19 protein-coding genes and 1 pseudogene are annotated in these 22,196 nt (G+C 47.5%); 17 read left to right on the forward strand and 3 right to left on the reverse strand.

Features of this window, described 5'->3' with window-relative positions; translation table 11 throughout:
- Positions 1–150 precede the first annotated feature (150 nt).
- The 3 genes from H9625_RS06495 to rny all read left to right on the forward strand — a co-directional run bounded on the left by H9625_RS06495 (position 151) and on the right by rny (position 2,419).
- The gene (locus tag H9625_RS06495; RefSeq protein WP_022039661.1) at positions 151–444 is read left to right on the forward strand and encodes a hypothetical protein; all 294 of its coding nucleotides are present in this window, start codon (positions 151–153) and stop codon (positions 442–444) included.
- Between the two features lie 19 nt (positions 445–463).
- Positions 464–766, forward strand: coding sequence for a cell division protein ZapA (locus H9625_RS06500; RefSeq protein WP_022039662.1), 303 nt, complete (start codon positions 464–466; stop codon positions 764–766).
- Between the two features lie 114 nt (positions 767–880).
- On the forward strand, positions 881–2,419 hold the full coding sequence (rny, locus tag H9625_RS06505) for a ribonuclease Y (protein WP_022039663.1): 1,539 nt from the start codon (positions 881–883) through the stop codon (positions 2,417–2,419).
- A 154-nt stretch (positions 2,420–2,573) separates the two neighbouring features.
- Here the strand turns inward: rny and H9625_RS06510 are convergent, their stop codons facing one another.
- A complete protein-coding gene (locus tag H9625_RS06510) occupies positions 2,574–3,410 on the reverse strand; it encodes a patatin-like phospholipase family protein (RefSeq protein WP_191763506.1) in 837 nt (278 codons plus the stop codon).
- A gap of 178 nt (positions 3,411–3,588) precedes the next feature.
- Between H9625_RS06510 and H9625_RS06515 the strand changes: the two genes are divergently transcribed.
- From H9625_RS06515 to H9625_RS06545, 7 genes are all read left to right on the forward strand, one after another.
- On the forward strand, positions 3,589–4,977 hold the full coding sequence (locus H9625_RS06515; RefSeq protein ID WP_191763508.1) for an aminopeptidase P family protein: 1,389 nt from the start codon (positions 3,589–3,591) through the stop codon (positions 4,975–4,977).
- A gap of 107 nt (positions 4,978–5,084) precedes the next feature.
- On the forward strand, positions 5,085–6,281 hold the full coding sequence (locus H9625_RS06520) for a C1 family peptidase (RefSeq protein ID WP_022039666.1): 1,197 nt from the start codon (positions 5,085–5,087) through the stop codon (positions 6,279–6,281).
- A gap of 179 nt (positions 6,282–6,460) precedes the next feature.
- A complete protein-coding gene (gene recJ / locus H9625_RS06525; RefSeq protein WP_191763510.1) occupies positions 6,461–8,185 on the forward strand; it encodes a single-stranded-DNA-specific exonuclease RecJ in 1,725 nt (574 codons plus the stop codon).
- Positions 8,182–10,086 carry a RecQ family ATP-dependent DNA helicase gene (locus H9625_RS06530; RefSeq protein ID WP_191763512.1) on the forward strand — a complete coding sequence of 635 codons (1,905 nt, stop codon included), beginning with the start codon at positions 8,182–8,184 and terminating at the stop codon, positions 10,084–10,086. The genes recJ and H9625_RS06530 overlap by 4 nt, the downstream gene beginning before the upstream one ends.
- A 114-nt stretch (positions 10,087–10,200) precedes the next feature.
- Positions 10,201–11,283: a linear amide C-N hydrolase gene (locus H9625_RS06535; RefSeq protein WP_191763514.1), complete on the forward strand. Its 1,083-nt coding sequence runs from the start codon at positions 10,201–10,203 to the stop codon at positions 11,281–11,283.
- A gap of 230 nt (positions 11,284–11,513) precedes the next feature.
- The gene (locus tag H9625_RS06540; RefSeq protein ID WP_191763516.1) at positions 11,514–12,287 is read left to right on the forward strand and encodes an IS5 family transposase; all 774 of its coding nucleotides are present in this window, start codon (positions 11,514–11,516) and stop codon (positions 12,285–12,287) included.
- A gap of 380 nt (positions 12,288–12,667) precedes the next feature.
- A complete protein-coding gene (locus H9625_RS06545) occupies positions 12,668–13,834 on the forward strand; it encodes an ATP-binding protein (RefSeq protein ID WP_022040670.1) in 1,167 nt (388 codons plus the stop codon).
- Here the strand turns inward: H9625_RS06545 and H9625_RS06550 are convergent.
- Positions 13,831–14,385: an HdeD family acid-resistance protein gene (locus H9625_RS06550; protein WP_022040671.1), complete on the reverse strand. Its 555-nt coding sequence runs from the start codon at positions 14,383–14,385 to the stop codon at positions 13,831–13,833. The genes H9625_RS06545 and H9625_RS06550 overlap by 4 nt on opposite strands.
- Positions 14,386–14,747: 362 nt before the next feature.
- Between H9625_RS06550 and trpB the strand changes: the two genes are divergently transcribed.
- The 6 genes and pseudogenes from trpB to H9625_RS06580 all read left to right on the forward strand — a co-directional run.
- Positions 14,748–15,962: a tryptophan synthase subunit beta gene (gene trpB / locus H9625_RS06555; RefSeq protein ID WP_191763518.1), complete on the forward strand. Its 1,215-nt coding sequence runs from the start codon at positions 14,748–14,750 to the stop codon at positions 15,960–15,962.
- 111 nt (positions 15,963–16,073) lie between these two features.
- Positions 16,074–17,471, forward strand: a complete 1,398-nt coding sequence (locus H9625_RS06560; protein WP_022040673.1) for an anthranilate synthase component I family protein — start codon at positions 16,074–16,076, stop codon at positions 17,469–17,471.
- A 134-nt stretch (positions 17,472–17,605) separates the two neighbouring features.
- On the forward strand, positions 17,606–18,169 hold the full coding sequence (locus tag H9625_RS06565; RefSeq protein WP_087251061.1) for an anthranilate synthase component II: 564 nt from the start codon (positions 17,606–17,608) through the stop codon (positions 18,167–18,169).
- A 145-nt stretch (positions 18,170–18,314) separates the two neighbouring features.
- On the forward strand, positions 18,315–19,310 hold the full coding sequence (gene trpD, locus H9625_RS06570; protein WP_191763520.1) for an anthranilate phosphoribosyltransferase: 996 nt from the start codon (positions 18,315–18,317) through the stop codon (positions 19,308–19,310).
- Between the two features lie 118 nt (positions 19,311–19,428).
- On the forward strand, positions 19,429–20,223 hold the full coding sequence (trpC, locus tag H9625_RS06575) for an indole-3-glycerol phosphate synthase TrpC (RefSeq protein WP_191763522.1): 795 nt from the start codon (positions 19,429–19,431) through the stop codon (positions 20,221–20,223).
- A 221-nt stretch (positions 20,224–20,444) separates the two neighbouring features.
- Positions 20,445–21,044: pseudogene (locus H9625_RS06580) on the forward strand (phosphoribosylanthranilate isomerase); the annotation flags it as partial.
- Here the strand turns inward: H9625_RS06580 and H9625_RS18040 are convergent.
- The gene (locus tag H9625_RS18040) at positions 21,031–21,192 is read right to left on the reverse strand and encodes a pentapeptide repeat-containing protein (protein WP_225226316.1); all 162 of its coding nucleotides are present in this window, start codon (positions 21,190–21,192) and stop codon (positions 21,031–21,033) included. The pseudogene H9625_RS06580 and the gene H9625_RS18040 sit on opposite strands and share 14 nt — an antisense overlap.
- A 70-nt stretch (positions 21,193–21,262) precedes the next feature.
- On the opposite strand from H9625_RS18040, the gene trpA reads away from it, so the two are divergent.
- A complete protein-coding gene (trpA, locus tag H9625_RS06590; protein WP_191763524.1) occupies positions 21,263–22,039 on the forward strand; it encodes a tryptophan synthase subunit alpha in 777 nt (258 codons plus the stop codon).
- Positions 22,040–22,196: the final 157 nt, after the last annotated feature.

Genomic DNA, 22,196 nt, shown 5'->3' on the forward strand with positions numbered 1-22,196 from the left:
TCTAACTCCCTGAAATAACTCCTTATGGGTGAAATGCGGGCATTCATATAATGTTATAAAAACGCAAAATCCACTTTTTCTGAAAATATAAGCGCAAAAATTTTTGAGTTTCTGAGCAATCCATTATATTTGTGTAGAATTTGGCAAAAAATGACGGAAGAAGACAAAAGGCTACTGAATACGTTTGAAGGAAGATTAAGAAACCTGCTGTTCCTGTTCGAAGAACAGAAAAAGGAAATAGCTTCACTCCGGCACCTCTTGGAAGAAAAGGAAGCTGCTATCGCACGTATGGAAAGTGACCGGAAAGAACTGGAGTCAAGATATGCCAATTTGAAAATGGCCCGTATAATCAGTATCAACGATACGGAACTCAATGATACGAAGAAAAGGTTGACGAGGCTGGTGCGTGAAGTCGAAAAATGTATCGCTTTGCTGAATGAATAAGCCAAAAGGTAAACGAGTCATGAAAGACGACAAATTAAAAATACATCTGCGGATCGACAACGAACTATATCCCTTGGTCATTGACCGCGACAAGGAAGAACTATATAGGAAGGCGGCTAAGCAGATTGACTATAAACTAAACAAATATCGCAGTATGTATCCGGAGTTCAGCCTGGCCAAACACTGGGCTATGACTGCACTGGAACTCTCTTTTGAGAATGTATCCTTGAAAGACCGGAATGATACACAGCCGTATGCAGAAAAACTGAAACAGCTGGCTGATGATATAGATGAATGCATTCATCCTAAACCTGACGATTAGGAGACAGGAAAGTTTAGTATAGAACAAGGAAGATTTTACGCACAACTGGAATGCCGGAACAAACCGACAGGAAAGTATGTGCGTTTTTTATTTATATTTTTAAACTAAATAGTAATGTTTACAACAGTAGTAATATTCACGGTTGTTGCTTTCCTGGTAGGAGGAGCAATTTCGTACGCTTTTTTCAAGTTCGGCCTGAAATCGCGGTACGATAAAATTATAAAGGAGGCCGAAACAGAAGCAGAAGTAATCAAGAAAAACAAGTTGCTGGAGGTCAAAGAAAAATTTCTGAACAAGAAAGCCGAGCTGGAAAAAGAAGTAACAGCACGCAACCAGAAAATCCAACAGGCTGAAAACAAACTGAAGCAGCGCGAAATGGTATTAAGCCAAAAGCACGAGGAACTGCAACGCAAACGGAACGAAACCGAAGCCATCCGCGAAAACCTTGATGCGCAGCTGGTGGTTATCGACAAGAAGAAAGAAGAACTGGATGCCCTCCAGGCACAAGAACGTAAAAAACTGGAAGCCTTGTCGGGACTGTCTGCTGAAGAGGCTAAAGAACGTCTCGTCGAATCGCTGAAAGAAGAAGCCAAAACGGAAGCACAATCGTACATCAACGACATCATGGATGATGCCAAAATGTCGGCAAACCGCGAGGCAAAACGCATTGTCATACAAACCATCCAGCGCGTAGCAACCGAAACCGCCATTGAAAACTCTGTAACCGTATTCCATATTGAATCGGACGAGATAAAAGGACGGATTATCGGACGGGAAGGAAGAAATATCCGTGCCTTGGAAGCCGCTACGGGAGTGGAAATTGTAGTTGACGATACGCCCGAAGCCATTGTCCTTTCGGCGTTCGACCCCGTACGCCGAGAAATAGCCCGTTTGGCATTACACCAACTGGTAACCGACGGACGTATCCATCCGGCACGCATCGAAGAAGTGGTGGCTAAGGTGAAAAAACAGGTAGAAGATGAAATTATCGAAACCGGTAAGCGGACAACCATCGACCTGGGTATCCACGGTTTGCATCCCGAACTGATCCGTATCATCGGTAAGATGAAATACCGCTCTTCGTATGGACAGAATCTGTTGCAACATGCACGTGAAACAGCCAACCTGTGTGCCATCATGGCATCCGAACTGGGACTGAATCCCAAAAAAGCCAAACGTGCCGGCCTGTTGCACGATATCGGCAAAGTGCCCGATGAAGAGCCCGAACTGCCCCATGCACTGCTGGGTATGAAACTGGCTGAAAAATATAAGGAAAAACCAGACATCTGCAACGCCATCGGTGCCCACCACGATGAAGTGGAAATGACCAGCCTTCTGGCTCCTATCGTACAGGTATGCGATGCCATCTCTGGAGCACGTCCGGGAGCACGACGCGAAATTGTAGAAGCTTATATCAAACGTCTCAACGACCTGGAACAACTTGCCATGTCTTATCCGGGCGTAACCAAGACGTATGCCATCCAGGCAGGCCGAGAGCTTCGTGTCATCGTAGGCGCAGACAAGATAGACGACAAGCAGACCGAAAGCCTGTCTACCGAAATCGCCAAAAAAATACAAGACGAAATGACATATCCGGGACAAGTCAAGATTACGGTTATCCGCGAAACACGCGCCGTAAGCTTCGCGAAATAGTCATTACTGCTCTCAAAACGCCAGTAATTAGAAAGAGTTAGAAGAATTTAAAGGAGTTAGAGGGAGTTAAATGCCAATAGCACAGAAGTATTGGCTTTTAACTCCCTCTAACTCCTTTAAACAACTTCTTGTAGGCAAATGCGGAATCACCCCATTAACCCACCACTTTTTCGGCACAACGCAAACCTTCTTCATAAAGCGCGGTCAGTTTCTGGATGTCTTTATCTATCCGGTTTACTTTCACGGGCGCTTCGGGACGGATGGCTATGATACGCCCTTCATCTTCCAGCCTCTCTATCATTTCCAACTGCTCATTGTATGCCTGACACCGCCGGCTCAACGCTACACGCAAACGAGGATAGCGCGTATAGATGATACGCGGTATGCGGATATCTTTTTCCGTCTTCCGATAGCCCCGGTTCCGGGTAAGCACAACCACATTCTTGGCATATCCTTGCGAAACAGCACGCATCACCGGAATAGAATCGACAATACCTCCATCGAGCATGGGACTCCCGTCTACCCACGTTATCGGACACACATAGGGCAAGCTGCTCGATGCTTTGGCAATTGCCAGCAGGCGCCCGCGGTCGTGTTTCTCTTCCAGATAACAGGCCCTGCCGGTGACACAATTAGTGGTCACCATCTCAAAACGTGCAGGGTTAAGGAAATACGCTTCGTAATCGAAAGGCAATATCGTAGCAGGAAACTTTTCATACAGCAGATGCTGGTCAAGAATGCTGTGCTGGTGCCACAGATACTTCAACCCGATGTAACGGTATTTAGCCAGCATCTCGATGTTGCTGTAACGTGCCCTGCCCGGCTGGTGCGACAAATAAGACAGACCGTTGCATGCACCAGCCGAAACGCCGACAACATAAGGAAACTCTATGCCTTTCTGCATAAAATAGTCGAGCACACCGCAGGTGAACACCCCACGCATGCCTCCTCCTTCCAATACTAAACCCATTTTTGAATAATCCATAGCCATAACCTTTCTTTTATTTGAATCCGCAAACATCCCCTACAGCCAATTGAGCAAAATGCGGATATTCATTTCTTTTATTTGCTACAAAGATACATTTTTCAGAATATAGAGAGAACTTTTCAATTTAATTTTCTACTTTTGCAATACTTACTACAAAGGTATTACCAAAAACCATAACAATATGTTCGAATCTACCGTATATAGCAAACGCCGTCAGGCGTTAAGGGACAAGGTCGGCAACGGCCTAATCCTGATATTGGGAAACAATGAGGCACCAGCCAATTATCCCGACAATACCTATAAATTCCGTCAGGACAGTTCGTTTCTTTATTTTTTCGGACATGCCCATCCGGGATATGCAGGAATACTTGATGCAGATTCCGGCGAAGATTACTTTTTCGGCGATGACGTCACGATGGACGATATCATCTGGATGGGTCCCCAACCCAGCGTAAAAGAACTGGCTGCACGAGTAGGAATAGACAAAAGTTTCCCCTTCGGTAAGCTGAAAGAGGTGATAGGCAAAGCCATCGCCCAACGTCGGAAAATTCATTTCCTGCCTCCTTACCGCTACGACAACATGCTCTTGCTGGAAGACCTGACCGGCATCCGTGCCTCACTGGTCAGACAGCACAGCTCGCTTGAACTCATCAAGGCGGTAGTAGCCTTACGTTCGGTAAAAGAACCCTGCGAAATAGAAGAAATCGACAAAGCCTGCAACATCGGTTATGAAATGCATACCGCAGCAATGAAACTTTGCAAACCGGGTGTATCCGAACAATACATCACCGGTGTACTGGACGGCATTGCCGCATCTTACGGCAATATGGTATCCTTTGCTACCATCCTAAGCCAGAACGGACAGACCTTGCACAACCATGACCATAGCCAGATACTTCAGGCGGGCAGACTGATGCTGACCGATGCAGGAGCCGAAAGTACGACCAACTATTGCTCGGACCATACACGTACCATCCCAGTAGGAGGCAAGTTCACCAGCCGCCAGCGTGACGTGTACAGCATCGTGCTGGCTTGTCACGACCGTGCCCTAGAACTGGCACGTCCGGGTATCACCTACAAATCGGTCCATCTGGAAGTGTGCCGTGTACTGGCACAAGGGCTGAAAGACCTGGGACTGATGAAAGGCAACGTAGAGGATGCCGTAGCAGCAGGAGCACATGCCCTGTTCATGCCCCACGGACTGGGACACATGATGGGTATCGATGTACACGACATGGAAGACCTGGGACAATGTTACGTTGGTTATGACGATGAAGTACGTCCTTCCAAACAGTTCGGCCTGGCATCCTTGCGTATGGGACGACGCTTACAGGAAGGCTTCGTCATCACCGACGAACCGGGTTGCTATTTTATCCCCGACCTGATAGATAAATGGCGTGCCGACAAAATGCATACCGACTTCCTCGACTTCAATGCCATTGATAAGTATAAGGATTTCGGGGGCATCCGACTGGAAGACGATATCCTGATTATCCCCGGCGGTTCGCGCTTCACCGGTGAAAAACATATCCCCATCACCATCGAGGAAGTGGAAGAAATCATGAAGTAATTAATAATTAAATAATGAACAATTAATAATTAATGGTGAATAGCGGAAATCGAAAGCATCCGCCGTTATTAAGTATTAATTATTAACTATTAACTCTATAAATAACAATGAATAAACTTATCGCAATTTTAGCAATGGGCATCTGCTTTAGCAATGTATATGCCAAAGGTCCTAAGAAAGACAAGACAGAAGAAGAAGGATTTGTATTTACTACGGTAAAAGAAAACCCGATTACTTCCATCAAAGACCAAAACCAGTCGAGCACGTGCTGGTCGTTCTCTACCCTCGGTTTCTTCGAATCGGAACTGCTCCGGTTGGGAAAAGGAGAGTTCGACTTGTCGGAAATGTTCGTTGTACATCATACGATGGAAGACCGTGCCGTAAACTACGTGCGTTATCACGGCGATGCTTCCTTCTCGCCGGGCGGAAGTTTTGAAGATATCGTATACTGTTACGAAAACTATGGAATGGTGCCCCAAGAAGCCATGCCGGGCATCATGTACGGCGATTCACTCCCGAACCACAACGAACTGGATGCCGTAGCTTCAGGGTATGTAGATGCCATAGCCAAAGGCAAATTGAAAAAATTAAGTCCAGTCTGGAAAAACGGAGTATGTGCCATTTACGATACTTACCTGGGCAAATGTCCGGAACAATTCACCTATAAAGGCAAGACCTACACACCGCGAACCTTCGCCGATGAAGTATTGGGATTGAATATGGATGACTATGTTTCGCTGACCTCGTACACACACCATCCGTTCTACAAACAGTTCAGCATCGAAGTGCAAGACAACTGGCGCAACGCTTTGTCGTATAACCTTCCCATTGACGAACTGATGGCAGTAATGGAAAACGCCATCAACAATGGATACACATTCGCCTGGGGAGCTGATGTAAGCGAACAAGGCTTCACACGCAATGGAGTTGCCGTATGCCCCGATGTGGAAAAAGGCGCCGAACTGACAGGCTCGGATATGGCACATTGGCTGGGTTTGAGCCCTGCAGACAAACGCAAAGAGCTTACTGCCAAACCACTTCCGGAAATCACCGTAACCCAAGAGATGCGCCAGGAAGCTTTCGACAATTGGGAAACGACCGACGACCACGGCATGGTCATCTACGGCATCGCCAAAGACCAGAACGGAAAAGAATACTTTATGGTAAAAAATTCATGGGGCACGGAAGGCAAGTACAAAGGCATCTGGTATGCATCGAAAACTTTCGTCGCTTATAAAACTATGAATATACTGGTACATAAAAAAGCAATCCCGGCAGATATAGCCAAAAAACTGGGGCTGTAAATCAATAATATAGAATATTTATAAATAATTAAACGGCTGGTTCCTGAAAATAATTCGGGAATTAGCCGTTTTTTTCTTGCTTTTTTCTTACTTTTACAAGTTGAAAGAGCAGGGCATATTTTCAAGTATTCATACCCCGCTCCTTTGAATGCAGAAAAAGAAAGAAAAAAAATATATAAATGAACTACAAATGGAACTATCAACCTCCTACACTCGAAGAACGGGAAGCAGCTAAGGCTCTGGCGAAAGAAATTGGCATCAGCCCAATTCTTTGCCGGCTGCTCTTACAAAGAGGTATTACCTCGGCTGGTGAAGCCAAACGCTTTTTCCGCCCGCAACTGAACGAACTGCACGACCCGTTTCTCATGAAAGACATGAGTCTAGCCGTGGAGCGCCTGAATAAAGCCATGGGACGGAAAGAGCGCATCATGGTGTATGGAGACTATGACGTGGACGGCACAACCGCCGTTGCACTGGTATACAAATTCCTCCAGCAGTTCTATTCGAACATCGACTATTACATCCCCGACCGTTATAACGAAGGGTATGGAGTATCGAAAAAAGGAGTGGATTATGCGTACGAAACCGGCGTAAAGCTGATTATTGTGTTGGATTGTGGCATCAAAGCGGTAGAGGAAATCGCCTATGCCAAGGAAAAAGGTATCGATTTTATCATCTGCGACCATCATGTACCCGATGATACATTGCCGGTCGCGGTTGCCATCTTGAACCCGAAACGGTTTGACTCGACTTATCCTTACGATCACTTGTCGGGTTGTGGAGTGGGCTTCAAGTTTATGCAAGCCTTTGCACTGAACAACGGGATAGAGTTTCATCAACTGACTCCTCTGTTAGACTTGGTAGCAGTAAGCATCGCATCTGATATTGTACCCATCATGGGAGAAAACCGGGTACTGGCTTATCATGGCTTACGCCAACTGAATACCAACCCCAGCGTAGGACTGAAAGCCATCATCGATGTATGCGGCTTGTCCGACAGGGAACTCAGTATGAGTGACATTATCTTTAAGATAGGTCCCCGCATCAATGCGTCCGGCCGTATACAGAATGGAAAGGAAGCCGTAGACCTGCTCACGGAAAAAGATTTCCCTGCAGCATTGGAAAAAGCAAATCAGATCAACCGGTATAATGAAACACGGAAAGACCTGGATAAGAATATGACGGAAGAGGCAAACAAGATTGTCGACCATTTGGACAATTTGTCCGAACGGCGATCTATTGTCATTTACAACGAAGCCTGGCACAAAGGAGTAATCGGTATCGTTGCATCACGTCTGACGGAAATCTATTACCGACCTGCTGTTGTATTGACACGAACCGATAATCTTGCCACCGGCTCTGCACGTTCGGTATCGGGATTTGATGTATATAAAGCCATCGAATATTGCCGGGATTTGCTGGAAAACTTCGGCGGACATACATATGCCGCAGGGCTTTCGATGAAAATAGAAAACGTACCGGAGTTTACCCGGCGTTTCGAAGAGTATGTAACCGACCATATCCTGCCTGAACAGACCAGTGCCACCATTGATATCGATGCCCAACTGGATTTCAGGGATATCACTCCGAAATTCTTCTTCGACTTGAAGAAGTTCAATCCTTTCGGACCTGAAAACCCGAAACCGGTATTCTCTACGCTGAACGTTTACGATTATGGCACGAGTAAAGTAGTAGGACGTGACCAGGAGCATATCAAATTGGAATTGGTAGACAACAAGTCAAACAATGTGATGAACGGAATCGCATTCGGACAAAGTTCGCAGGCTCGTTATATCAAGACCAAACAATCGTTTAATATCTGCTATACCATTGAAGAAAACACTCATAAACGAGGAGACATTCAGTTACAAATAGAGGATATTAAACCGAGCAAACAGACATGACCGATTATAAAAGCATATTGAAACACTACTGGGGATATGACAATTTCCGAGGCATACAGGAAGACATTATCTCCAGTATCGGTAGTGGACGTGACACGTTAGGGCTGATGCCTACGGGCGGTGGAAAGTCCATTACCTTTCAAGTGCCTGCCCTGGCGAATCCCGGACTATGCCTGGTCATCACTCCGCTGATTGCCCTGATGAAAGACCAAGTACAAAACCTGCGAAAACACGGTATCAAGGCACAGGCAGTCTACTCGGGTATGACGCGTGAGGAGATTGTCATTGCACTGGAAAACTGCATCTTCGGTGACTATAAGTTTCTATACATTTCACCCGAACGGCTCGGCACCGAAATCTTCCAGAACAAGTTGCGCAGTATGAAAGTAAGCATGATAACAGTAGACGAATCACACTGCATTTCGCAATGGGGATATGATTTCCGTCCTGCCTACCTGAAAATAGCCGATGTGCGCAAACTCTTGCCCGATGTACCCGTACTGGCACTGACAGCTACAGCTACCCCCGAAGTGGTAAAGGACATCCAAGTACGGCTTGCCTTCCGCGAAGAAAACGTATTCCGGATGAGTTTCGAGCGCAAAAACCTTGCCTATATTGTCCGCCGCACGGAAGACAAAAGCGGTGAATTGCTACATATCCTTAACCAAGTGCAAGGTTCTGCAATCGTCTATACACGAAACCGGAAACGCACCAAAGAAATATCACTATTCCTAAACCAGCACGATATCAGTGCCACTTTCTACCATGCCGGACTAGACAACAAAACCAAAGACTTGCGACAAAAAGGCTGGCAGGCAGGTACGTATCGTGTAATGGTGGCTACCAATGCCTTCGGGATGGGCATTGATAAACCGGACGTGCGGCTGGTTATTCATATCGATTTCCCAGATTCACCGGAAGCCTATTTTCAAGAAGCCGGACGTGCGGGACGTGATGGACAAAAAGCATACGCGGTCTTACTGTATGCACAAAGTGACAAGACTATTTTGAAAAAACGGATAAGTGATACCTTTCCAGAAAAAGACTATATCCGCCAAGTATATGAACACATCAACTACTATTACCAGATGGCCATGGGTGATGGCAGAGGATGTACTTTCGCTTTCAACATCGATGAGTTCTGTCAGCGCTTCAAGCATTTTCCAGTTCGCGTAGACAGTGCCCTGAAAATACTGACCCGCGCAGGATACCTGGAATATACCGATGAACAAGACAATGCCTCCCGTCTTATTTTCACCCTGCGCCGCGATGAATTATACCGTATGGAAGAGCATAACCAGGATACAGAAAAACTGCTCCGCATTATCCTGCGCTCGTACACCGGCCTGTTCAGCGATTATGCATACATCAATGAAGAAACTTTAGCCCAAAGAAGCGGACTTTCACGCCAACAGGTATATGATACGCTCATCCTTTTGACCAAACGACATATCCTACACTATATACCGGGCAAAAAGACTCCTTATATTATATATACACGCGAGAGGCAAGACACGAACCGTATTGTATTAAACAAAGAAGTATACGAAGACCGGAAAAGAAGTTATGAAAAACGCATACAGGCAATGTTGGAATATGCCGAGAGCAACGACCAGTGCCGAAGCCGGATGCTGCTGCATTATTTCGGTGAAAATAATGAACATAATTGCGGACAATGTGACGTATGCCTTGAGAAACATACATCCGGATTAAAAAAAGGTGAATACGAAGACATTGCCTCCGATATAAAAAACTTGCTGAACAGACATCCCCACACCCCACAGGAAGTGATTCATGCCTTGTCTGTACCCGAAGAAAAAATTCTGAACGTACTGACGTACCTGCTTTCGGAAGAACGCATCAAGCAAGAGAACGGAAAACTCTATCTGATGAAAACTTGAACCATTTAACCACATAGATTGTTAATAAGTTTATAAGTCGGGAAGCCCTTTAAGAACGCTCAAACTCAAAAACCCCAAAACTTAAAAACTCAAAAACTTAAAAACTCAAAAACCATGAAAACACCATCCATCATTTCAATCTTAGCCTTCGCCGGCATGCTCAACGTATCGCTCCCGGCAAATGCCTGTACAGGAATCACCCTGATCAGCCAAGACAGTACCACCATCGTAGCCCGTACCATCGAATGGGGAGGCAGCGACCTGAACAGCCAGTATATCATTGTACCACGAGGCTATACAATGCATTCGCTTACTCCCGATGGAAACAAAGGCATGACATTTACTGCACGTTATGGTTATGTAGGGCTTGCAGTAGAACAAAAAGACTTCATTGCCGAAGGTATCAATGAAGCCGGCTTATCTGCCGGACTATTTTATTTTCCCAATTATGGAGAATACGAAACTTACAACCCTGCCCAAAAAGATACCAGCATAGCCGACCTGCAACTGGTTGCTTGGATATTGGGCGAATGTGCTACACTGGAAGAAGTGACAGAAAAAGTAAACGAAGCACACATCATCAGTATCGACCCGCGTGCTTCTACCGTTCATTGGCGGTTTACCGATGTCAGCGGACGACAAATTGTACTGGAACTCGTTCAAGGAAAAGCCCGGTTTTACGAAAACGACCTAGGCGTACTGACCAATTCACCCGGATTCGAATGGCACCTGACCAACCTTAATAACTACGTGAACCTCTATCCCGGTTCAGCTCCTTCCCAATCATTGGGCGATACGCGACTGGCTTCTTTCGGGGCAGGAAGCGGATTCCTCGGTATCCCAGGTGATGTGACTCCTCCTTCACGTTTCGTAAGAGCTGCATTCTATCAAGCCACGGCACCCAAACAGGAAAACGCACTAAAAACGGTTCTCCAGTCATTCCAGATATTGAACAATTTCGACATTCCCGTAGGCATTGAATTTACCGGAGGAAAAATCCCCGCCGACATTCCCAGTGCGACCCAATGGACTTCGGCTACAGACATGAAACACCGTATTATTTATTACCGTACGATGTACAACAGCGAGATACGTAGTATCCGACTCAAAGATATTGATTTTTCAAAAGTCGCCTATCAAGCCGTCCCACTGGATGAAGTAAAACAACAACCTGTTCGAATCCTACAAATCAAATGAAACCTTGTGGGATGCAAGAGGATTAAAAATACTCATATCAGGCATACATACAATGTAATTATCTGATACTGAATATGGGATTATCTTCTCCGCTAGAGAAGATAATCCTCTTCAATCTAAGAAACTGTTTTGAATTGATTCAAGAATAATGTTATAAGCATCTTCAGATCTCAAATCAGTCGGTCAATTGGAAAAATGTTATATCTTTAAAGGTACCAAACAATAAAGTTATGACACAGTATCCAACCGACCTGACTGAAAAACAGTCGCAAGTTATAAAAAATATTTTAGAGCCGCAAGCGAGGAACCGAAAACATTCACTTAAAGAGATAATGAATGCCATCCTTTATATCAACAAGACCGGCTGCCAGTGGCGTATGCTTCCTTCTGACTTCGCCCCTTGGCAAACCGTCTATTACTACTTCCGCAAGTGGAAGCTTGAAGGTGTGTTTGAAGAGGTGATGGATGCCTTGCACTCCCTTATCCGTAAACAGGCGGGACGGGAGGAAAGTCCCAGTCTTGGCATCATGGATTCCAGAAGCGTAAAGACCTCCCATCATGTTGATTCTGACCGTGGTATAGACGGGAACAAGAAAATCAAGGGACGGAAAGAGCACATCATAGTCGATACGCTCGGCCTTCCGTTAGCCGTCGCAATCCATGAAGCCAACCTGCATGACAGCAAGGGCGCCCCACAAGCCATAGAAAAACTCGCTTATAAATTTCCGCGCTTGGTTAAAATATTGGCGGACAGAGGCTACAGGGGAGATTTGGCTGATTGGGTCAAGAAGAAATTCGGATGGATATTGGAGGTCGTACTCAGACCAGACGAATGTCCGTCCAAATTTCAGGTACTGCCCAAACGCTGGGTTGTGGAACGCTCTTTCTCATGGCTGGAAAACTTCAGAAGGCTGACCATCGATTACGAATTCCTTGCTGAAACCGCAGAAGCTATGGTACAGATTGCATTCATCCAAATCATGCTTAACAAATTTATCGAATGAAATCAAAACAGCTTCTGAATCTCTATCGAAAATAATCTTTTGTTTCCTGATACACAAAATCATTTTCTTCAAAAAGACAATTAATAATCCACTCACAGCTATAAGTTTTATATTCCATGGGCTGGAACGTACATTCCACGCCGTGGAACGTATATTCCAGCCCATGGAATATACGTTCCGTCAGCTGGAATATAAAACTTAGATACCTGCAAAGAGAATATCACCCAGCTGCAAAGCCAAATGTACCAAGACTTTTCATGGAAATAAGTATGCCAACGGACGCTGGAATGCAGACTCTGCATCATTTTCGTGCAGTTTTCGAGGAATTCTGCATTTTTTTCATGCAAAAACCGTATCTTTGTTTTCTAAACCACACGATTATGGAACAACTATATGAGTTTTTCAACCGGAAACTAAAACATACGCCTACCGAGTTCTTTCGTTACCAGTACAACCAAATCAAATGGAACGGACGTGCTTTCGGGATTGTCGGACCGCGGGGAGTGGGCAAGTCTACGATGCTTTTGCAGTATATTAAATTCAATCTCAATCCGGCAGATACACTCTATGTATCTGCTGACCATCTGTATTTTGCCGAACATAAGCTTGTGGAACTGGCGGACCGTTTTGTGAAAATGGGAGGGAAACATTTGTTTATTGACGAGATTCATAAGTATGAAGGTTGGTCGAGAGAGCTTAAGCAGATTTACGATAGTTACGATGACTTGCAACTGGTTATCTCCGGTTCGTCTATCCTTGATATATACAAAGGGCTTGCCGACCTAAGCCGAAGGATGCCTATTTACACCATGCAGGGGCTTTCATTCCGCGAATACCTGCATTTGTTCCATCAGATAGAAACCCCCGTTTATAGCCTCAACGAAATATTGGCGCACAAAGCCGTGCTTCCTGTTGAGCATCCGCTGCCTCTTTTCAAAGATTATCTACGCAGAGGCTATTACCCTTTCGCCAAAGATGAAGAATATGAAATGGAACTGATGCAGGTCATCAATCAAACGATGGAAGTGGACATTCCGCAACACATACAGGCCAACATTGCCTTAGGGAGAAAACTGAAAAGCCTCTTGATGGTAATAGCTAAAAGTGTGCCTTTCAAGCCCGTCATGCAAAAATTGGCGGAAGCTACGGGAATTAGCCGGAACGACATTCCGAATTACTTGATTTACATGGAAAAGGCAGGCATGATAGCCCAACTTCATGATACAACAGGCGGACTGCGAGGATTGGGAAAAGTGGAAAAGCTTTATCTTGACAACTCCAACCTGATTTACACATTAGCGCCCGAACATGCGGAAATCGGCAATGTAAGGGAAACTTTCTTCATGAACCAGACAAGGGTGCTAAACAATGTGACCAGTTCCAGCGTCTCCGACTTCGAAATAGACGGCAAAGTATTTGAAATCGGAGGACGCAAAAAAGGGCAAAAACAAATAGAAAGCGTACAAGAAGGGTATATCGTAAAGGACGACATCGAGAACGGCTACGCCAACATCGTCCCACTATGGGCGTTCGGACTGAACTATTAGCCTTCTCTCCGCTCGTCTATCACTTCCACATCCGTTATCCCCGCCTCTTTCTTTTGGCGGTAGCGGATGATGCGGAAGAGGTCGGTCAAGCCGTAAACGATAGAAGACACGCCCAGAACGATGAAAGGCACTTTTGCCGCTTCGAAAGGATTCACCAGAATCAGGATGCCTGCCAGCAGGAGCAAGACCGGAATCACATAAAAGATGCCTGGGACACTACCTGCGAGCTTGCGTGCCGAAATGAAACCCATCAGCTGGCTGACGCCTCCGAACACCAGCAACGCGCCCAGCACATACATCAGAATACTGACAAAAAAGCCCGGCATTACAATCAACCATATCCCCAACAAGGCACTGCCCAGTGCTACAACAGGAAAAACATTGCCACGTGAAGAAAAATAAGCCAATATCCCGTACAAACCCGGAAGCAAAAACAATACCCCTACCGTTATTACCAAATAAATCACGGCTGCCTCGGGCCACACTACCAGCAGAATACCCATTATCAGGGCACACAGGCTGCTCACTACTGAATAACCGAATAGTTTCATAATTTTCTCCTTATTATATATGTACTACGAAGATAGTTGTTTTTTCTTGTTTATACAAATAAACTTCTATGGATATAGAACAAAAAAAATTCCATTTTGTTTGCATCTTCAAAAATTATCGCTATATTTGCTCCCGAATTAAACAGAAACATAACAAAAAACTCATGAACTCAGTAATGACAAATACATATCGTTGGTGGCGTTACTTACTACTCCCAAAGTCGTAAGCTAACCCAGTCCGTGTGTATCTGTCTGTTCTCATAACCAACAATCATTTATCAAGGCATACAAAAAAGGCTGTCGTTCTTACGACAGCCTTTTTTGTTTTTATCCCCATTGGCAATAACTTAAACAATCAAAATATGAATCGGAAAAAGTATCAAGTAGACTCAAACGGGTATTATGGAAATTTCGGCGGAGCATACATCCCCGAAATTCTTCACCAGTGCGTGACCGAACTGAAAGATGCATACCTACGGGTATTGGATAGCGATGATTTCAAGCAAGAGTTCGCCCAATTGTTGCGCGACTACGTGGGACGTCCCTCTCCCCTGTATCTTGCCAACCGGCTTTCGGAGAAATACGGATGCAAGATTTACCTGAAGCGGGAGGACCTGAACCATACAGGCGCACACAAGATAAACAACGCCATCGGGCAAGTGCTGCTGGCACGGCGAATGGGAAAGAAACGCATCATCGCCGAAACCGGAGCCGGGCAGCACGGAGTAGCGACCGCTACGGTCTGCGCACTGATGAACATGGAATGCGTGGTGTATATGGGCGAAACCGACGTGGCACGTCAGCACATCAACGTGGAAAAAATGAAGATGCTGGGAGCCGAAGTGCGCCCGGTCACCTCGGGAAACAAAACCCTGAAGGATGCCACCAATGAAGCCATACGCGACTGGTGCTGCCACCCCGAAGACACATACTACGTAATAGGTTCTACCGTAGGGCCTCATCCTTACCCCGACATGGTGGCACGCCTGCAATCGGTCATCAGCGAAGAAATCAAAAAACAACTGATGGAGCACGAGGGACGTGATTATCCCGACTATCTGATAGCGTGCGTAGGCGGAGGAAGCAATGCCGCCGGTACCATCTATCATTACCTGGACAATGACAAGGTGAAAATCGTACTCGCCGAAGCGGGAGGAAAAGGCATCCATTCGGGATATTCTGCCGCCACCATCCAACTGGGACGGCTGGGCATCATACACGGAGCGAAAACCCTCGTGATGCAAGACGAAGACGGACAAATCCTGGAACCCTACTCGGTATCGGCAGGGCTGGACTATCCGGGTATCGGTCCCCTGCATGCCAACCTTGCCACACAACACCGTGCCACGGTGCTCGCCATCAACGATGACGAAGCCATCCGTGCCGCCTACGAACTGACCCGTCTGGAAGGCATCATCCCCGCACTGGAATCGGCACACGCATTGGGCGCACTGGAGAAGGTCAGTTTCCGCCCCGAAGACATCGTGGTGCTCACCGTATCGGGACGAGGGGACAAGGACATGGAAACGTATTTGAATAATGTGCTAATGTGCAAATGTGAGAATGTGCAAATGTGAGAATGTGCTAATGTGAGAATGTGCATTGTTTATTAGCACATTGCCTATTAGCACATTGCCACATTGTTTATTAGCACATTAAACTATTAACTATTAATTATTAACTAAAAAATGACCTACCATTACCATACCAATCATAAAGTGCTGCTGGGCGACCTGCATACACCGGTCAGCACCTACCTGAAGGTGCGCGACCTCTTTCCGCAAAGCGCCTTGATGGAAAGCTCCGACTATCACGGGAGCGAAAACAACCGTTCGTTCATCGGGCTGAACCCGATAGCCAGTATCAGCGTAAGCCACGATGTAGCTACCGCTATCTATCCCGACCACTCGCGCGAAGAAACTCCTATCAGCGAAGCATGTACGGTGGAGGATGTGATGAACCGCTTCCTTGCCCGCTTCCGGGTAGAAGGAGAATATGCCGACTATTGCGGCGTGTATGGATATACCTCGTTCAACGCCGTGCGCTATTTCGAACCAGTGGAGGTGAAAGACAGCACCGAAGCCAAGAACGATGCACCCGATATCCTCTACATCCTGTATAAGTACATCATCGTATTCAACGATTTCAAGAGCGAAATGGTACTCATCGAGATGAACGACGGAAGCGAGCCGAGCCATATTGGCGAGATAGAACGTGCCATCCACGACCGTAATTATACCACCTACGGTTTCCACCCCATAGGGGAAACCACCAGTACCCTGACCGATGAAGCGCACAAGGCAAACATCCGCAAGGGAATCGCCCATTGCCTGCGGGGCGATGTGTTCCAAATCGTACTCTCACGCCGTTTCATCCAGCATTTCCAGGGAGACGACTTCAAGCTCTACCGCGCCCTGCGCAGCATCAATCCCTCGCCTTACCTGTTCTACTTCGATTTCGGAGGATTCCGCATCTTCGGTTCTTCGCCCGAGACCCATTGCAGGATAGAAGACGGGCAAGCCACCATCGACCCCATTGCCGGCACCACCCGAAGGAGCGGAAACAAGGAAACCGACCGAAAGCTGACCGAAGCCCTGCTTGCCGACCCGAAAGAGAACGCCGAACACGTGATGCTGGTAGACCTGGCACGCAACGACCTAAGCCGGAACTGCACGGGCACGCACGTAGCTTTCTACAAAGAACCGCAATATTATAGCCACGTTATCCACCTCGTGAGCCGGGTAAGCGGCACGCTGAACGCCGACGCCAATCCCATCCGCACGTTCTTCGACACCTTTCCGGCAGGTACATTGAGCGGTGCTCCCAAAGTACGTGCCATGCAACTCATCAGCGAGATAGAGCCACACAACCGCGGTGCATACGGAGGCTGCATCGGCTTCATCGGGCTGAACGGAACCCTGAACCAGGCCATCACCATCCGCACCTTCGTAAGCCGCAACCACGAACTTTGGTTCCAGGCAGGCGGAGGCATCACCGCCCTGAGCAACGAAGAGAACGAACTGCAAGAAGTGAACAACAAACTGGGAGCCTTGAAAAAAGCCATCCTGATTGCTGAGAGTTTATAAGTTCTTTAGTTTTTAAGTTTTTGAGTTTTTGAGTTTGTAAGTTATTATCTTACACCAACTCAAGAACTAAAAAACTTAAGAACTAAAAAACTCAAGCAAGAACTTAAAAACTCAAAAACTTAAGAACTCAAAAAATGAAAACCGTTATTATAGACAACTACGACTCGTTCACCTACAACCTGAGCCAGATACTGCAAGAATTGGGAGCTGAAGTGACCGTGCTCCGCAACGACAAATTCCTGTTGGAAGACTTGGAAGCATACGACAAGATAGTCCTCTCGCCCGGACCGGGCATCCCCGAAGAAGCCGGATTATTGCTTGACGTAATCCGTTCCTATGCCGGAAAGAAGCCTATACTGGGCATCTGCCTGGGCGAACAGGCGATCGGCGAAGTGTTCGGCGGAAAACTGGTAAACCTTTCCAGCGTATTCCATGGCATACAAAGCCCGGTAGACCTCATCGCCGACGATTACCTCTTTCAAGGATTGCCCCGTGAGATTCCCGTAGGGCGTTATCACTCGTGGGTAGTCGACAAGGACACCTTGCCTTCCTGCCTCGAAACACTCGCCCTAAGCAAAGAGGGATACATCATGGCATTGCGCCACCGCGAATATGACATCCGAGGCATCCAGTTTCATCCCGAATCGGTGCTGACCCCCGACGGGAAACGCATCATGCAAAACTGGCTGGAGCACTAAGCGTCACAGAACATATTGTGAAACTCAGATTAACGCAGATTTCCGCAGATTAAAATTTATTTCTACGGATATGCCCTATAATAAAAATTCAATCCGCGTTAATCTGCGATAATCTGCGTTTCAAGAACTATAAACCTCACTCAATATGAAAGCAATACTTACAAGACTATTTGCCCACGAAGAGCTTTCGCACAACGAAGCATACGGACTGATGAAAGGCATCACACAAGGCAAATACAACGATACACAGATAGCCGCCCTGCTCACCGTATTCCAAATGAGGGGCATCAAAGTAGACGAACTTGCCGGCTTCCGCCAGGCATTGCTTGAAACACGCATCCCCGTCGATTTCTCCGACTACAGCCCCATCGACATCGTGGGGACAGGAGGAGACGGCAAGAACACCTTCAATATCTCCACTTGCGCCTGCTTCGTGGTGGCAGGAGCAGGCTACGCCGTAGCCAAGCACGGCAATTATGGCGCCACTTCGGTGAGCGGAGCCAGCAACGTAATGGAACAACACGGCGTGCGGTTCACTACCGACCCCGACCGATTGCGCCGCTCCATTGAGACCTGCCACATGGCATACCTCCATGCCCCCCTCTTCAATCCGGCAATGAAACACGTGGCAGGCGTGCGCAAGGCGTTGCAGGTGCGCACCCTGTTCAACTTGTTGGGACCGCTCATCAATCCCTGCCAGCCGGCATACCAGCTATTGGGAGTGGCAGACCTCGCCCAGATGCGTCTCTACACCAACACGCTCCAGCAGCTGGGTATCGGTTTCGCCGTAGTGAACAACCTCGACGGATACGATGAAATCTCGCTCACCGACGAGTTCAAGGTGATGACCAACCGCTACGAGACCATTTACCGCCCGGCAGACTTAGGCTTCTCGCTTGCCCGCCAGGAAGAACTTTCGGGAGGGAAAAGCCCGCAGGAAGCCGCCCGGATATTCGACGACGTGCTCTGCAACCGTGCCACGAAAGCGCAGACCGAATGTGTGCTCATCAACGCTTCGTTCGCCATTCAGGCACGCGAGCCCGGCAAGCCGATAGAAGAATGTGTGGCACTGGCACGCCAGTCGTTGGAAAGCGGAAAGGCATGGAGCACCTTCTGCAAGTTCGTAGAGATAAACAATTAAATCAGGTACCAGGTGAATAGGTACTAGGCAACTAGGTTCTAAATAGTTTTGCCAGTACAAACCAAACTATCTAAAAACCTAGTCCCCTAGTACCTAACACCTAGTCAACTAAAAAATTATGAGCAAAGACATTTTAGAAGAAATCATCGCGCACAAGCGCATCGAGATAGCCGGACAAGAGAAAGTGGTATCTGCCGCCTTCCTTGAAAAACAACTGGGCGAACCTGTTCCGGCACGCAGCCTTAAACAGGCACTTATGGCATCGCCTACCGGCATCATCGCCGAGTTCAAACGCCGTTCGCCTTCGAAGGGCTGGATTCATCAGGACGCCGATGCCGGCAAAATACCTGCCGCATACCAGCAGGCAGGAGCCGCCGCACTCTCCATCCTGACCGATGAGGCATACTTCGGCGGGACCTTGAAGGACATCCGTACGGCATGTCCTACGACCAGCCTGCCCATCTTGCGCAAGGACTTCATCATCAGCCGATACCAATTGTTGCAGGCAAAGGCAGTACAGGCGGACGCCGTCCTCTTGATAGCCTCTGCACTTACCCCCCAAGCGTGCCTCACGCTGGCAAAAGAAGCACACGCGCTGGGACTGGAAACCTTGCTGGAAATCCATACCGAAGCAGAGCTGGATTACTTGAACGAATACATCGACGTAGTGGGAGTCAACAACCGACACCTGGGCACCTTCCACACCGATGCGTCCCATTCGCTCCGGCTTGCCGAGGCATTGCCCCGAGGCATAGTGAAAATCTCTGAAAGCGGCATTTCCAGCCCCGATACCCTCCTTCGGTTGCGCGAAGCAGGATTCGACGGCTTCCTTATCGGCGAAACCTTCATGAAGACCGACGAACCGGGAGAAGCATTAAGCCGGTTTATTGCAGATTTACTCACCACAGATTAAAATAATTAATTATAACCCATTCACAACAGTGACAATTTTATTAAAAATGAATTCCGCACACATCCGCTGTAGGGGCGTATCGCATACGCCCGAATGCGCCAACTAACCCACAAAGACGTTATCAGGGCGTATGCAATACGCCCCTACAAACAAATTGGACAAAATACGGACGTTCATTTCACTAAATCTGTGTAATCTGTGGTGCCCAAACAACAAACGACATGATAATCAAAGTATGCGGCATGCGCGAGCCCGAAAACATCCGCGCCATAGAAAATACCGGAGCCGACTGGATAGGGTTCATCTGCTACGAACGCTCGCCCCGCTTCGTGGCGGACACACCCGCCTATCTGCCCTGCCATGCCAAACGCGTCGGCGTATTCGTCAATGCCGGCTTCGACACCATAACCGCACGTGCCGAAGCCCTGCGCCTCGACTACGTGCAACTGCATGGCACCGAAAGCCCTGAGCTGTGCCTCGAACTGCGGTGCCACGGGTTCCACCTCATCAAGGCGTTCGCACCTCGCACGCCTGCCGACCTGGAGCAGACCATTCCTTACCTTCCCTTGTGCGACTACCTGCTGTTTGACACCCCGAGTGCCGGATACGGAGGCTCAGGCAAGGCGTTCGACTGGTCCCTGCTTCGCTTCTATCTCGGCGACGTGCCGTTTCTGCTGAGCGGAGGCATCTGCCCCGAAAGCCTCGAAGCATTGCGGCGTTTCCATCATCCCCAGTGGGCAGGCATCGACCTGAACAGCGGCTTCGAAACCGCTCCCGCCGTAAAGGATGCCGGAAAGCTGAAGGCATTTATAGAGAGAATAAACAATGTATCAATGAACAATGTGACAATGAACAATGTGACAATGAACAATGTGACAATGAACAATGTGACAATGAACAATGTGACAATGAACAATGTATCAATAAACAATGTATCAATGAACAATGTGACAATGAACAATGTGACAATGAGAGAATGAATTAGCACATTGACACATTATCACATTATTAATTAACACATTATTAATTATTAACCACCATGAACCGTATCAACCAACTATTCGAACAAAAGAAACACGACATCCTCTCCATCTATTTCTGTGCAGGATGTCCCACACCCGACAACACCGCCGATGTCATCCGCACCCTCGAAGCACAAGGTGTGGATATGATAGAAATCGGCATCCCTTTCAGCGACCCGATGGCAGACGGTCCCGTCATCCAAGACGCCGCCACCCGTGCCCTGCGTGGCGGAATGACCCTACGCCGCCTTTTCGCCCAATTGGAAGGCATCCGCCACAACGTACGCATCCCCCTCATCCTGATGGGCTACCTCAACCCCATCATGCAATACGGATTCGAGAACTTTTGCCAAAGCTGCCAGGCATGCGGCATAGACGGAATGATTATCCCCGACCTTCCCTTCAAAGACTACATGGAAGAATACCGTCCCATAGCCGAACGCTATGACCTGCGCATCATTATGCTGATTACCCCCGAAACCAGCGAAGAACGCATCCGCGAAATCGACCGCCATACCGAAGGGTTTATCTATATGGTATCTTCTGCCGCCATCACCGGCGCGCAACGCGACTTCAACGAGCAGAAGCAGGCATACTTCCGCCGCATCGAAGCGATGAACCTGCGCAACCCGCGGATGATAGGCTTCGGCATCTCAAACCGCCAGACCTACGAGACCGCCTCTGCCCACGCCGCCGGATGCATCATCGGAAGCAAGTTCGTCACCCTGCTCAATGAAGAGCAAGGCGATGCCATGAAAGCGGTTACAAGGCTCAAAGAGGCGATTTTCAAATGAATATCCTCAAAATGCCAGCAGATAAAAGAAGCTAGAGGGAGTTAGTTAGAAGCCAATAGCACAAAAGTATTGGCTTCTAACTAAGAAGCTGTTTTGAATTTATCGTGCGATGATTTGGGATGAGTTTTTGAGGCATTTTCGCTTCTGTGATGAGGAA

Origin of the sequence: Phocaeicola intestinalis (assembly GCF_014837065.1) — a bacterium.
GTDB lineage: Bacteria > Bacteroidota > Bacteroidia > Bacteroidales > Bacteroidaceae > Phocaeicola > Phocaeicola intestinalis.